At 44.1% G+C, this 12,620-nt stretch carries 13 protein-coding genes and 1 tRNA gene; all 14 read right to left on the minus strand.

The window, feature by feature from the left end:
* Positions 1-8: 8 nt before the first annotated feature.
* Positions 9-590, minus strand: a complete 582-nt coding sequence (gene clpP, locus AC25CA_RS10590; protein WP_486813792.1) for an ATP-dependent Clp endopeptidase proteolytic subunit ClpP — start codon at positions 588-590, stop codon at positions 9-11.
* Positions 591-602: 12 nt separating this feature from the next.
* Positions 603-1,880 carry a trigger factor gene (tig, locus tag AC25CA_RS10595; protein WP_486813793.1) on the minus strand — a complete coding sequence of 426 codons (1,278 nt, stop codon included), beginning with the start codon at positions 1,878-1,880 and terminating at the stop codon, positions 603-605.
* Positions 1,881-1,966: 86 nt separating this feature from the next.
* Positions 1,967-2,590: a nitroreductase family protein gene (locus AC25CA_RS10600; RefSeq protein ID WP_486813794.1), complete on the minus strand. Its 624-nt coding sequence runs from the start codon at positions 2,588-2,590 to the stop codon at positions 1,967-1,969.
* A gap of 17 nt (positions 2,591-2,607) precedes the next feature.
* Positions 2,608-3,756 (minus strand): DUF362 domain-containing protein, encoded by a 1,149-nt coding sequence (locus AC25CA_RS10605; RefSeq protein ID WP_486813795.1) that lies wholly within the window; start codon positions 3,754-3,756, stop codon positions 2,608-2,610.
* A 10-nt stretch (positions 3,757-3,766) separates the two neighbouring features.
* Positions 3,767-4,441 (minus strand): RadC family protein, encoded by a 675-nt coding sequence (gene radC, locus AC25CA_RS10610; RefSeq protein ID WP_486813796.1) that lies wholly within the window; start codon positions 4,439-4,441, stop codon positions 3,767-3,769.
* Positions 4,442-4,456: 15 nt separating this feature from the next.
* Entirely contained in the window at positions 4,457-5,236 is a 780-nt protein-coding gene (cysQ, locus tag AC25CA_RS10615; protein WP_486813797.1) for a 3'(2'),5'-bisphosphate nucleotidase CysQ, read from the minus strand.
* A gap of 247 nt (positions 5,237-5,483) precedes the next feature.
* Positions 5,484-7,475 (minus strand): transketolase, encoded by a 1,992-nt coding sequence (gene tkt / locus AC25CA_RS10620; protein ID WP_486813798.1) that lies wholly within the window; start codon positions 7,473-7,475, stop codon positions 5,484-5,486.
* 256 nt (positions 7,476-7,731) lie between these two features.
* Positions 7,732-8,166 carry a MarR family winged helix-turn-helix transcriptional regulator gene (locus AC25CA_RS10625; RefSeq protein ID WP_486813799.1) on the minus strand — a complete coding sequence of 145 codons (435 nt, stop codon included), beginning with the start codon at positions 8,164-8,166 and terminating at the stop codon, positions 7,732-7,734.
* Positions 8,167-8,224: 58 nt separating this feature from the next.
* Positions 8,225-9,589 carry an MATE family efflux transporter gene (locus AC25CA_RS10630; RefSeq protein ID WP_486813800.1) on the minus strand — a complete coding sequence of 455 codons (1,365 nt, stop codon included), beginning with the start codon at positions 9,587-9,589 and terminating at the stop codon, positions 8,225-8,227.
* Between the two features lie 61 nt (positions 9,590-9,650).
* A tRNA-Arg gene (locus AC25CA_RS10635) sits at positions 9,651-9,726 on the minus strand.
* Positions 9,727-9,776: 50 nt separating this feature from the next.
* Positions 9,777-10,265 carry a YfcE family phosphodiesterase gene (locus AC25CA_RS10640; protein WP_486813801.1) on the minus strand — a complete coding sequence of 163 codons (489 nt, stop codon included), beginning with the start codon at positions 10,263-10,265 and terminating at the stop codon, positions 9,777-9,779.
* Positions 10,262-10,858 carry an RdgB/HAM1 family non-canonical purine NTP pyrophosphatase gene (gene rdgB / locus AC25CA_RS10645; protein ID WP_486813802.1) on the minus strand — a complete coding sequence of 199 codons (597 nt, stop codon included), beginning with the start codon at positions 10,856-10,858 and terminating at the stop codon, positions 10,262-10,264. Before rdgB ends, AC25CA_RS10640 begins: the two co-directional genes overlap by 4 nt.
* A gap of 9 nt (positions 10,859-10,867) precedes the next feature.
* Entirely contained in the window at positions 10,868-11,581 is a 714-nt protein-coding gene (gene rph, locus AC25CA_RS10650; RefSeq protein ID WP_486813803.1) for a ribonuclease PH, read from the minus strand.
* A complete protein-coding gene (locus tag AC25CA_RS10655; RefSeq protein ID WP_486813804.1) occupies positions 11,578-12,591 on the minus strand; it encodes an AIR synthase family protein in 1,014 nt (337 codons plus the stop codon). The genes rph and AC25CA_RS10655 overlap by 4 nt, the downstream gene beginning before the upstream one ends.
* Between the last annotated feature and the right edge of the window lie 29 nt (positions 12,592-12,620).

Raw genomic sequence — 12,620 nt, forward strand, 5'->3', positions numbered from 1 at the left:
TACAACTGTTAGCGATTGGCGATAATCTCGTCAATCAAGCCATAAGCTTTCGCTTCATCAGCTGACATAAAGTAATCTTTTTCTGTATCTTCTGCAACCTTCTCAATTGTTTGCCCTGTCATTTCTGCTAGCAATTCATTCAATTGCTTTTTCGTGCGAAGAATACGATCCGTATAAATTTGCATATCCGTAGCTTTTCCCTGGACGCCACCTGCTGGTTGATGAATCATCACCTCAGAATGCGGCAATGCCATTCTCTTGCCTTTGGTTCCAGCTGCTAATAAAAACGCGCCCATGCTTGCACACATGCCAACGCTGATTGTTGCAACATCAGGCTTGATGTATTGCATGGTGTCATACATAGCCAAACCCGCTGTGATCGACCCGCCTGGGCTGTTGATATAGATCATAATGTCCTTCTCGGGATCTTCCATTTCCAAGAATAACAATTGGGCAACCACGACCGATGCCATAGCATCATTTACCTCGCCATTAATGAAGATGATACGATCTTTTAACATCCTTGAATAGATATCGTAGGATCGTTCGCCTTGTGTGGTTTGTTCAATCACATAAGGAATTACTGACATAACCTCGCCTCCCTATTTTAATACCGCTTTTTCCATAATTAAAGCAATTGTTTTTTCACGGATTACATCACCTTTCAACATATCCGTAGTTCCGCCCAATAATTGTTTGAATTGATCTGCCGTTTGATTGTATCGTGCAGCGATCTCTTCCAATTTCACTTGAACTTCTTCCTCAGTCGCTTCAACTGCTTCTGTTTTGCTGATTGCATTCAATACCAAGTCCGCTTTTACAGATTTCTCAGCGTTTGGTTGGATTTGTTTGTTTAAGTCTTCTTCTGTTGTTGCAGTGAATGTATAATATTGCTCCAAATTCAAACCTTGAGATGACAATTGATGTTCAAACTCTTGTCGTTCTTGCTCGATTTGCGCATTGATCATAACTTCAGGAATATCAACTTCCGCATCAACAACCACTTTTTCTATTACGTTTGTTTGGTTTTCTTGTTTTTCTCGCTCTGCAGCGCTTTTTTCAAGATTCGCACGAACATCCGCTTTCAATTCGTCCAAGGTATCAAATTCAGAAATATCCTTAACAAACTCGTCATCCATTTCTGGCAATTCTTTTGCCTGAATCTCATGAATGGTTACATGGAATACAGCTTCTTTTCCAGCCAATTCTTCTGCTTGATACTCTTCTGGGAAAGTCACTTGAATGTCCGATTCAGATCCAACAACTTTGCCAACCAATTGCTCCTCGAATCCTGGAATAAATTGTCCAGAACCAATGGTTAATTTTTGATTTTCAGCAGTTCCGCCCTCGAAAGCAACTTCATCTACTGATCCTGCATAATCCATTGTCACGATGTCGCCATCTTCAACGCCACGGTCATCAATGGTAATCATGCGTGCATTTTGCTCTTGTTTGGCCTTTAGATCGTCCTCAACTGATTCATCAGTCACTTCATAGACAACTTTCTCAACCTCAACGCCAAAATACTCGCCTAGTTTCACTTCTGGTTTAACCGTTACCGATACTTCCAAATATGCATTGCCGTCAACATCAAATTTATCCAATGCTGGGCGATCAATTGTATCTAATTCTAACTCCGCTGTAGCTGCGGTATACGCTTCAGGAAAAACAAAATCTAGAGCATCTTCATAGAATACTTCTTTGCCATAAACCTTCTCGATAAAATGCATAGGCACTTTACCTTGACGGAATCCGTCAACGCGGTATTGTTTCTTGTTCTTATTGTAAGCCTTCTTGCATCCCTCACGGAAATCTTTCTCCGCAATTTCAAAACTCAATTTTACCGTATTATTTTCTTTGCTAATTAATTTAGTATTCATGTGAAATTCATTCCTCCATTTAAGTGATCTCAATATTCGAATCTACAACTTTCGATTATATCATAATTGTCAACAGGAAGAAACGCCTAAATCCAACTGGAAATTTCTTCAATTTTCTTCCGCTTGGGTCGCACCCCTATTTGACTGGCTACTCCAAGGGGTGTCATGGCAACCAAATGGAATCCAGGAAGATCAATAGGAAGCGCTTCTTGAATTTCCTTGGCCGCATAATTTGGCGATGTCATCCAACAAGTTCCATAGCCAAGATCCGCCGCTGCCAAGCAAAAATGCTCCATTGCCGCACCTACATTTTGTATACCCGGTGCCGTGCGTTCTAACTGAACGGCTTCTTCTATAAGACCCACGGCCCTCATTTCTTCCAATGCCGTTGACTGATAGTCGCTGGCAAATACCAAAACGGTAACAGGTGCTCGTTTAAAAATTAATGCAAAATCCAAAAACTTTTCAAATTTTCGTTTTTTATCTGGATCTTCAATCTCTTCAGCCAAGATTTGATTTTTCTTTCGAATCACAGTTTCAATATTTTCAATAACACTTCGACTTTCCACAATAACAAAATGCCAATTTTGTCTATTTTTGCCAGAAGGGGCCAATTGAACCGCTTGCAACATCTGCTCAATATCTTCTTTTTTCACAGGTGCCTCTGTATAATTTCGAACGCTTACACGCTTCTCGAATGCCTCAATCACTTCTATCGTTCCTCCTACTATAACTTGCTTATCAACTTCATCAAAGGCGGGCGATAAACCGAAATCGCCTTTTCTGGACACAATTCAGCGCAACAAAAACATCGAATACAAGCATCCAAATCTGCTACAGGACGTTGATTGACCATGGTAATCACCTTGGGCGGGCAATTCACTTCACAAATTCGACAACCAATGCACTGATCATGGTGATAGATCGGCTTGGGTTGAAGCAGAGCGAAAGCTGCCTTTCGGATCCACTTGGGATAATTACGACCTAAACTTGAATTGGTGATCTCTGGTACATCAAATTCCGCTTGCACCACAGATTCCAAGGAATCACCTAGCATTTCAATATCCGCCATTTCTTCTGCACATATTTTTCGGTCCACCATTCGCTTTAGCATGGGAACCTCTTTCTCGGTCAAGCCCATAATTCGCGCTGCCACCATATCTATGTGGTAGGGACTAGACGATGCTAAAATCGCACCAATTTCCTTGGGTGTTCCCGATGAAGGTCCCTCTCCTTCCATGCCGATAATGGCATCCATAATGGAAAGGGTTGGTTGAACGCCTTGGCAAATATCAATTAAAGCATCGGAAAAATCATAGATATCCGGCATCTTAAAATGATACTCCGCCTTCAATGCGCCCGGTACACAGCCGAATAGATTTTTTGTTGCCCCTGTCATCTTAGTCATGCCATGGGTTTTCAATTTGCAGACCGACACCACATGATCTGCCTGGTTCAGCATTTTTGCTAGCGTCAGATTTTTCAAAATACGTCCGTCTGGGTTCTTTTGCTCGATTCTTCCGACTTCTTCATTTAAAGTCGCTCCGGTTCTTTCTGCTACCCCTTCCATCCCAGTTTCACGATAAACGCGTTTTAAAATAGAAAGATTAAAGGGACCTCCCGGACTATCACCGATTATAACCATACAACCATAAGCAATCAATTTCTCTGCTAAAACTTCCACAACCAAAGGATGGGTTGTGGTCACCTCTTCTGGTTTCCTCGCCATCAACAGATTTACCTTTAAAAATATGCTTTCTCCTGGTTGAAAAAAACGTTCAAGCCCGCCGAGATCCGACAGGCTTTTATCAATCGCTTCTTTCACAAGATTCTTTTCATAGCTTTTGCATGCATGCAAAGATACCCTTGTCTTCATGATTTGCTCCTTATAGTAAGTCTTCTTCCACAAAGGATACATACCGATCTCCCGCAGAGATAATATGATCCACCACCGTCACACCGATGGTTCCCAAGGCATCTTTCAGCCGTCCTGTCACTTCAACATCTGCCCGGGACGGTCGAGCCGTTCCACCGGGATGGTTATGCGCCAAAATTACACTATGGGCACGATTGTGCAAAGCCGCCTCAACGATATTCCGCGTATAGACCGGCGCTTGATCCAAAGTCCCCTTAGCAATCTTTTCTGTCGAGATTACGCGTTTTTGTGCGTCCAGGCAAATAAGATAAAACACCTCATAGGTTTCCTTCTTGCACAAACTGCGAATATAATCCCCCGCCAAAGATGTCGAGTTGATTTTCTTCTTTTCCACTTCAAACTTGCTGGATTCGTATCGTTTAAACGCTTCTGGAAGACTGTGAAGAAATACAGCTGTATTCTCTCCAACTCCCTCCGATTTCATCAATTCCTGAGGATTTGCATCCATTACACCAGCCAGTCCATGATAGTCCGATAAAAGGCGCTTGGCCAATGGCTTGGTATCCTTTCTGGGAATGGCATAACACAAGAGCAATTCCAGTACTTGATAATCCTCAAAACCCTCTAATCCCTTTTTCAGCGCTTGCTGACGCATGCGTTTCCGATGCTCGGCATTTGGATTCATGAGAAGGTCGCCTCCTTACACGATTTTCCACTTGTTTGTTCGTTGGTTTAAAATATAAAATCCTTTTTCATTGGTTGAATTCACACGGTTATAGGAAATATCCGAATCATCCAAATTACGAATCATGCCACCGGCTTCTTCAATAATGCATTGCATTGCTGCCGTGTCCCACTCCATGGTGGGGCCATAGCGATAATGAATGTCCGCTTTTCCCTCTGCAATCAAACAGCCTTTTAGAGAAGATCCTTTCTCCATAATGCGCGTAACCTGATTCATCTTGGCCATGGTACGGACATGCTTCGATTTCGGAGATCGCCCCACCACCAATCTGATATTTTGTTCCCTGTCAGAAACTTGAATGGGTTGCGCCTTTTGATTGTCCCGCACCACATAAGCACCTCGTCCCTTTACAGCAAAAAACAGTTCCTGCTGCACCGGAGCATAAACAACACCCAGCACCACACGGTTTTGATAGGCAAGGGCAATATTAATTGAAAACTCACCGTTCCGTTTTAAATATTCCCGCGTACCATCCAATGGATCAATCAACCAACACCAATCATTATCCAATCGAACTAAATCGTCTTCCGATTCTTCCGATAAAAATGCATGCTGTGGGAACGCTTTTGTTAATCCCTCAAGTATAATTCGATTCGATGCTAAATCCGCCTCCGTTACAGGAGATTGATCTTCTTTATACATGACCTCACATTGGCGTTCATAGATTCTCATAATCTCTACTCCGGCCTCGTATGTTAGGTAAATCGCTGTACTTAACTCTTCTCTTAAATTCACAATTATCACCTATCCCAATTTATTCTTCCTCTATTCTATCACAACCCATCCATTCTCCAAAGAGAAAACACCATCTGATTCATTTCGCCAACCTAGACCCACACTGTCTTTTTTTATGACAAAAACTCGTTTCAAGCCTAAATTCTTATTCGCAACAAAAGATAAGGATTCATGGCCAGACATACACAAGAAATAGATATAAAAAAATACCCCTCGCACATAATGCGCAAGGGGTATTGAAATTTTCTTATAAAACTGATTTTGCTTTTTCAATCACATTTTCAACTGTGAATCCGTATTTCTTCAGCAACAATCCGCCTGGAGCAGACTCGCCAAATTGATCGATTCCGAAAACAAGACCTTCTGATCCAACATATCGGTACCAACCCATTGTTGAACCAACTTCAAAGATGACTCGTTTCTGTACTCCCGCAGGGATTACAGACTCTTTATAGGCCGCATCTTGCGCTTCGAAAACTTCCAAACAAGGCATGCTGATCACACGAGCGTCAACGCCTTCCGCTTTCAATGCTTTCTGCGCTTCTACCATCAAATGAACCTCTGAACCCGTTGCCATCAAAAGAAGATCCGGTGTCTCTTTTTCTTCTTTAACAAGCACGTATGCACCCTTTTCAACGCCTTCATTCACTTGCTCAAGTTGCGGCAAGTTCTGACGGCTCAAGGCGATCACAGACGGTTTCTTTGTTTCTTTCAATGCACTCACCCATGCAAATGCTGTTTCCTGTGTTGTTGCAGGACGCCATACATTTACATTCGGAATGCCTCTCAACATCCAAAGTTGCTCAATCGGCTCATGAGTCGGTCCATCTTCACCAACTGCAATAGAGTCATGAGTAAAGACATGAATGACCGGTGCACCCATCAAAGCTGATACACGAAGTGCTGGTTTCACATAATCCGAAAATACCATAAAGGTAGATCCGAAGATACGAAGACCACCATGGGCTTGAACCCCATTCATTACAGCACCCATCGCAAATTCGCGAATGCCGTAGTTAATGTTATTTCCCGCATGATTGTCTTTTTGGAACTCGCCCTTGCCTGCCAAGTATGTCTTGGTTGAAGCGTTCAAGTCAGCAGATCCACCAACAAGGTTTGGCATGTATTCCGCAATTTTGTTCATTACCACGCTACCACTAACACGAGTCGCCACTGGGCTCTTATCGAATTCCCAAGTCTTATACGACTCAAGAAGGTCTGCCGGCAATTCTTCATTCATCCATGCTGTAAAGGCTGCTGCCTTTTCAGGGTACGCTGCTTCATATGCCGCAAACATTTCTGTCCATTCATCATATTTAGCTGCTTTCTCCACTTTCAATGCATCGTAATGCGCCTGCACGTCTTCTGGAATATAGAATGATTTTTCAGGATCCCATCCCAAGGCTTCTTTCGTTGCTTTCAATTCCTCTTCGCCCAATGGTGAACCATGAACGCCTGATGAATCAGCCTTGTTTGGAGAACCGTATCCAATGGTTGTTTTAACAACAATCAAGCTAGGCTTTTCAGTTTCTGCCTTTGCAGCTTTCATGGCTTCATCCAATGCGGCAAGATCATTATTTCCATCCGCAACTTCCAACACTTGCCAGCCATATGCTTCATAACGCTTTTGAATGTCTTCAGTAAAGGTAATATCCGTACGGCCATCAATAGTGATTTGGTTTGAATCATAAAGCAAGATCATTTTTCCCAAACCTAGGTGACCCGCCAATGAAGATGCCTCTGATGAAATTCCTTCCATCATGCAACCGTCACCAGCAAGGGCATACGTATAATGGTCAACGACTTTAAAATCATCTGTATTAAACTCTGCTGCCAATCGAGCTTCCGCAACTGCCATTCCCACTGCATTGGCAATGCCTTGTCCCAAAGGACCCGTTGTTGTTTCCACACCGTCTGTGTGGCCAAACTCAGGATGTCCTGGTGTTTTTGATCCTTCTTGACGGAAAGATTGTAAATCTTCCATCGATACTTGATATCCGTGCAGATGCAATAAGGAATACAACATCATAGATCCATGACCCGCACTGAGTACGAATCGATCTCGATCTGCCCATTTCGGTGCTTTTGCACTTGTCTTTAAATGATTATTCCATAGTACATACGCCATTGGTGCTGCACCCATTGGAAGTCCCGGATGACCTGAATTTGCTTTCTGAATTCCGTCTGCTGATAAGAGACGAATTGTATTGATTGCTTTTAGTTCAATCGCCATATTCATAATACCCCCGTAAATTTATTCGCCTTATTATACCTTTTACTCTTCCTCCGTGACAAGGCAAAATCACTGAAAAAATGTTCTCAAAGTGTGGAATTTTCCTTAACACCTTTACCCATTCAAGAAAACCAACTGATTCCCCTTTGCTTTTGTTGCCTTTCTTCAAGAAAGAGCGTTTTCCCCTTTTGCTTTTCCAGTCCTATTGATTCAAATAGCAAAATGGATTTAATTCAAAAGCACTTGTAAACTATCACAAAAATTATATTTCTTCAAGGTTCATAATGATCCGTTCCAGGTTAAACATCAATTCTTCCCGTTCATATTGAACAAAACCGCGAAACATCCTTGTTGTCAATCGATCAAACATCCGATCCAAGATCGGTTGAACCTTTAATCCCTCTTCTGACACGTCAATCTTATGAAATCTGCGATCCTGCGGATTTGGCTTTTTTTGAACCCATCCTTTTCGAATTAAAACTTCCACAACTTGCGTCACGGTGGATTTCGAGCGATCGATCTCGTGTGCCAGTTCCTGCATGGTCATGCCACCGCCTTGTCCATAGAGGGTCATCATCAACATACAATGGGTTCCCTTGACACCTGTCAGTCCTTCCAATGCCAATTCCGATTCAATCACGTGCTGTAACATATAGTGTGCTCGATTTACTCGAAGCATCGGTTCACTGACCTCCATGTTCTCCCCTCCATTCAAACTTATTATATCGAAAGATTAAGCAAAGTACAATTTGTGCCTAAACCTTCAATGTTTTCCATTTGCCCTTCATAAATCGACCAAAAAGCAAACTCCCCCGCACAATCAAATCTAAAGTCATCATAACCCAAGCAGCTGCCAATCCATAACCCGCTCGTATGACCAAATAGGTACCAAAAACCCGTACACCCCAGATGCCAATCAAAGTAATCCACAAGACCGCGCGGGTATCTCCAGCACCCCTAAGGCTGCCGGAATAAGCCATAACTGCCGCCAAAAACGGTTGAGCGACTGCCACAATTCGAAGACAGACCTTTGCAACCTGAATAATCTCTTCTTCATCGGTAAAGATCCGAATCACCAGTTCGGGAAAAAGGAAAAAGATCAATCCCACGCTGCTCATAAAGAGAATGCCCATGGATGCGGCTATATGACCACTTCTTTCCGCTGTTTTCGAATCGTTCGCACCCAAGTATTGTCCAACTAGGGTCGTTCCTGCCAGTGAAAATCCAAATCCGATATAAAAGGACAAGGACTCTGCCGTAATGGTGATTCGATGGGCCGCAAACATGAGGGTACCCAAGCTCACAACCAAACGCGAATACATCAACTGACCCAGTCGCATCAGAAATTGTTCTATGGCGGCTGGCAAGCCAATATTCAGTATACGTCGAATCAAGGGGATATCAAATCGCATAAGATCGGGCATGCGCACATGTACCAAAAACTTGCCCTGCGCCAGATTAATCAGCCAAACCACGCTAGAGGTGGTTCGAGCAATGGTCGTGCCCAAAGCAGCACCCGTCACCCCAAGACCCATACCAGGCATCCAAACCGTAAAACCCAAAACACTTAGGTCTCGAGAAGGAAAGATCAATAAAAAGTTCAAAATCACATTTAAAATCAAGCCAAAGGCATTAAACTTCATGGGGGTTTTTGTGTCACCACTGCCCCTGAGCACCCCGGATAAAACCAAATTGTTTGCCATAAAAGGCAGACTAAAGGCTGTGATTCTCAAGTATGCCAGGCTATAGGGATAAATTTCTGCATCCGCTCCCATGGCCCGAATAATCCAACTGGCCAGGACCATGATCAATGCAAATGCAATCACGGCAAGGGTCGCGTTCATCAATAAAGATTGCGCACAAATCTGATTGGCCTCTTTTGGTTTTTTTGCGCCAATCGCCCTCGCGGAAAGCGCGGTTGCTCCAACGGATATCGCGGCAAAAACCGACATAATTGTCATCATGGGCATATCGCTAAGCCCAATTGCTGCAATGGCAAAGGCACCTATGCTTCCAACCATGGCCATATCCACAATACCGAAGAGCATCTGAATAAACATGTCTGTAATTGCTGGCAAGGCCAGTGAAAATGTCTGTTTTACTAGTTTTTTTCTTTCCATGATTATGCCTCCCCATATATGTAAAAAACACGTTTAACAAAAGTTAAACGTGTTTTGGTTCTGGTGAGGCATAGAGGAGTCGAACCCCCGCGCCCGGATCCGAAGTCCGGTGCTCTATCCAACTGAGCTAATGCCCCTCACTGAGAACATGTTTGATTATACCAACCGGATTTCGTTCTGTCAACTCTTATTTCAAGTATTTGTATTCCATGTGAAATCGCCCATCTTCTATCAGAATAGTCCCAAAACTCTTACGTTTCATTTTCCAATCCCTGGGCAAGCTTAACGAGCCAGGATTAAACATTGTGATGCCTTTTTCCTCCACCATTCTTCGTTGATGAGTATGGCCGTAGAGGGCAATTTTCGCCCCCGCTTCCTCTGCACGGTAAAACAATCGATCCATGGTATATTTCACACCATACTTGTGGCCGTGGGTCATAAAAATCGTGACTCCATCAATCGTTATTACTTTCTCGCTGACGCCTTCGCTGGGATAATCGCAATTCCCTGCACAGACATCCAAATGTTCAATTCCCAGCCAACTCTTCAATCGGATGGCATCCTCCACCTGATCACCCAAATGAATCATTCGATCGAAAGGACCCTCTTTTCTAATGCCCTCCACAGCATGTTCAATCATGCCATGGGTATCTGAAACCACTAAGATTTTAATCATAATCGTTCTTCAAATACCTCTCGCAACTTCCTGAGTGCATTGGCGCGGTGACTAATTTGGTTTTTCTCTTCATCCTTCATCTGGGCGAAAGTTCGTTTCGTGCCACTTACAACGAAAAGAGGATCGTAGCCAAAGCCGTTATCGCCCTGCGCCTCAAAGCCAATGACTCCATCGCAGCGACCTTTGACAGTCTGTACACTTCCATCTTGCCAGACAATCGCAATAACGGTTTCAAAATGCGCGCCTCGTTTCGCTTCAGGAATGCCTGTTAGCGCTGACAAAAGCTTTTTGTTGTTATCTGCATAAGAACAGTCTTCACCTGCAAAACGTGCCGAATAAACGCCTGGGGCGCCATCTAGAGCATCAACAAACAAACCCGTATCATCCGCAAGAATAATTTCTTGACTTCTTTCCGCCATGGCCAGCGCCTTTTTCTTGGCATTCGCCTCCAAGGTATCTCCATCTTCAATGACTTCTAGATCGCCAAATCCTGCTTCTTTTTTCGAGATCACCTCAATCGGCAATCCCTTTAGAATACTTCTGAGCTCTCCAATCTTATGGGGATTGGAAGACGATAAAATTATTTTTTTCATTTTTTTCTCCTAAATTTCTAAAACTTCCCGTTGAAGTTTTGCAAGTTCACAGCTTCCCTTCTCCGCTAGATCCAAAAGATCATTCAGCTCCTTGCGGGTAAAAGGCGCTTCCTCACCGGTTCCCTGTACCTCAATAATCGATCCGTCCCCTGCCATCACAACATTCATATCCACCTGAGCATGTGAGTCTTCTCGATAACACAAGTCCAAGCAGGCCTGACCTGCAACAATGCCCACGCTGATGGCAACGACTTGATCTCTAAGCGGCCATGCCGTCAGTCTGCCTTCTTTCTGCAACTTCTTCATGGCCAAAGCCAGGGCAACATATCCCCCAGTAATGGAAGCGGTACGGGTTCCCCCATCTGCCTGAATCACATCGCAATCGATGGTGACTGTTCGCTCACCAAGGGCTTTAAAATCAACGATAGAACGCAAACTGCGGCCAATTAACCGTTGAATTTCACTGCTTCGACCGTCAATCTTACCAATGCTTCTTCGCTTTCTTGTCAAAGTGGAGCCGGGCAGCATATTATACTCCGCCGTCACCCAGCCCTCTCCCGAGTCCTTCTTAAAAGATGGCACGCCCTCTTCCACAAATGCCGTACAAATCACCCGGGTTTCGCCCATAGCAATTTCTACGGAACCGTCGGGGTAGGCCAACACGTTTGGCTTAATTCCACATGGTCTTTTTTCATCTAATTTTCTGCCGTCTATTCTGCTCACTTAATTTCCTCCTTCTGTCGCGCCAAAGCCGTATACAAGGCATCCGCCTCTGGAGAAGCAATCACACAGACACTTCCATCCACTTCAACCAGCGTCGGCTGCTCTCCCTGTACTTGACCAATTTTGGTCACACGAAGGCCCCGTCTTTCTCCCTCCGCAATCCACTTTTCTCCTTGCGCAGGCGTTACAATGGCCAACATGCTGCCGCTTGAAATCAAACTATAGGGATCGATTTTAAAGAGGGCTGCAATTTCTTGGGTCACCGACAAAATGGGAATGGCCTCCCGTTCAATCTTCACACCCCGCCCCGTCGCATGGCTCGCTTCCCAACAGGCACCCAAAACACCGCCTTCTGTAATATCATGCATATATTTAAATCCGGTTTTCGCTCCGATTCGCCCCTCTTCCAAGACAGATAAACGATCCATCTGTGCTTTGGCAAGGACCAAGGCTGCCGTATCGATTTTACCTGCCACCCATTCTTCTCGGTCATGGGCAAGAATGGCAGTTCCCTCTAATCCAATTTCCTTAGAGATCACCACCCAATCACCGGTGGAAACCGGTTGACTATTCGACTCAAATTGACTTTTTCTTTCCTTTCCAATCACAGTCATCACAAGAACCATGCGGTTCACCGCATCCGTCACCTCGGTATGACCACCTAAAATTTCTATCTTCAGCCTTGCGGCTTCATCAGTTGCTTCCCGCATGACTTGAGCAAGCTCTTCTTTCGTCGTTGACGGAGGAGCCAGCATCACCATCATCACACCCAAAGCCTCTGCGCCCGTACTTGCGATGTCATTGCAGGCTACATCGATAGCCAGTTTTCCAATTTGGTGGCTAGCACCGGTAATCGGGTCGCTGGAAACCACGCAAACTTCGTCTCCATAGTCGATTACGGAACAGTCTTCTCCCACGCCGGAATGGATCAATACATCCGGATGTTGATATTGAATTTTTCGAATCACCAATTGCTCTAGCTCTTCATTTGACAACTTCCCTATTCGCATCGAACTTCCCCCTTACCATCCGTATTTTA

Source organism: Gottschalkiaceae bacterium SANA (assembly GCA_036323355.1).
Classification (GTDB): Bacteria; Bacillota; Clostridia; order Tissierellales; family GPF-1; genus GPF-1.

Coding starts and splice junctions, on each gene's coding strand:
- AC25CA_RS10655 (WP_486813804.1), bottom strand. CDS start 12,591: ATGCGAATAGGGAAGTTGTCAAATGAAGAGCTAGAGCAATTGGTGATT.
- AC25CA_RS10630 (WP_486813800.1), bottom strand. CDS start 9,589: ATGGAAAGAAAAAAACTAGTAAAACAGACATTTTCACTGGCCTTGCCA.
- AC25CA_RS10605 (WP_486813795.1), bottom strand. CDS start 3,756: ATGAAGACAAGGGTATCTTTGCATGCATGCAAAAGCTATGAAAAGAAT.
- radC (WP_486813796.1), bottom strand. CDS start 4,441: ATGAATCCAAATGCCGAGCATCGGAAACGCATGCGTCAGCAAGCGCTG.
- AC25CA_RS10640 (WP_486813801.1), bottom strand. CDS start 10,265: ATGATTAAAATCTTAGTGGTTTCAGATACCCATGGCATGATTGAACAT.
- AC25CA_RS10625 (WP_486813799.1), bottom strand. CDS start 8,166: ATGGAGGTCAGTGAACCGATGCTTCGAGTAAATCGAGCACACTATATG.
- tkt (WP_486813798.1), bottom strand. CDS start 7,475: ATGAATATGGCGATTGAACTAAAAGCAATCAATACAATTCGTCTCTTA.
- rdgB (WP_486813802.1), bottom strand. CDS start 10,858: ATGAAAAAAATAATTTTATCGTCTTCCAATCCCCATAAGATTGGAGAG.
- clpP (WP_486813792.1), bottom strand. CDS start 590: ATGTCAGTAATTCCTTATGTGATTGAACAAACCACACAAGGCGAACGA.
- tig (WP_486813793.1), bottom strand. CDS start 1,880: ATGAATACTAAATTAATTAGCAAAGAAAATAATACGGTAAAATTGAGT.